This window comes from Mesorhizobium sp. M2A.F.Ca.ET.037.01.1.1 (assembly GCF_003998075.1).
GTDB lineage: Bacteria > Pseudomonadota > Alphaproteobacteria > Rhizobiales > Rhizobiaceae > Mesorhizobium.
Map to the genome: position 1 here is coordinate 1 of NZ_RZSA01001478.1, position 1,072 is coordinate 1,072.

The following is a 1,072-nucleotide window of genomic DNA, read 5'->3' on the forward strand; positions in this document are numbered from 1 at the left end:
CGCCGCAATCGAGCAGCGTCATTTCGGCCGCCGACAGCGAGGCCAGCACCATCACCTCGTTCAGCCAGCCGAGATGGCCGATGCGGAAGACCTTGCCGGCAACCTTGTTGAGGCCGCCGCCAAGCGATGTCTGGTAGGCGCTGTAGGCGCGTTTGACGACGTTGGCGCTGTCGATGCCCTCCGGCACCAGGATGGCGCTGACCGTGTCGGAGTGCCATTGCGGCGCCTTGGCGCAGAGCTTCAGGCCCCAGGCGTCGACCGCCTTGCGCACGCCTTCGGCCAGCCGATGGTGGCGGGCGAAGATGTTCTCCAGCCCCTCCTCGGCGATGAGGTCGAGCGAAGCGCGCAGGCCGCGCAGCAGCTGCGTCGCCGGCGTGTAGGGGAAATAGCCCGCGTCGTTGGTGCGGATCATGTCCTCGAAGGAGAAGTAGCAGTGCCGGTGCGTGGCGATCCGCGAAGCCGCAAGTGCCTTCTGGCTGACCGACAGGAAGCCGAGGCCGGCCGGCAGCATGAAGCCCTTCTGCGAACCGCTGACGGCGCAGTCGACGCCCCATTCCTCCTGACGGAAATCGATCGAGCCGATCGAGGAGACGCCGTCGACGAAAAGCAGCGCTGGGTGGTTCGCCGCATCGAGCGAGGCGCGGCAGCCGGCAACGTCGCTGGTGACGCCGGTCGCTGTCTCGTTCTGCGTGCAGAACACTGCCTTGATGCGATGCGCCTTGTCGGCCTTCAGCCGCTCCGCATAGAGGTCGAGCGGAACACCGGTGCCCCACTCGCAATCGATGACATCGACCTCGAAGCCGAGGCGCTCGGCCATGTCGACCCACAGATGCGAGAACTGGCCGAAGCGCGACATCAGCACCTTGTCACCGGGGCTGAGCACGTTGGTCATCGCCGCTTCCCAGGCGCCAGTGCCGGAGGACGGATAGATGAAGACGCGGCCGGTCTCGTTCTTGAAGACTCGTCTGATGTCCTCGAACAGCGGCAGCGTCAGGCTGGGGAAGGAGGCGGCGCGCATATCCTCCATCGGCAGGTTCATGGCCTGCCGGACCTGCTCCGGAATGTTGGTGGG

1 protein-coding gene is annotated in these 1,072 nt (G+C 66.0%); it reads right to left on the minus strand.

The annotated features are described in order from the left end of the window. Window positions 1–1,072: aminotransferase class V-fold PLP-dependent enzyme (locus EOA27_RS37725; protein ID WP_245491360.1), on the minus strand; the 1,072-nt coding region annotated here is incomplete at both ends.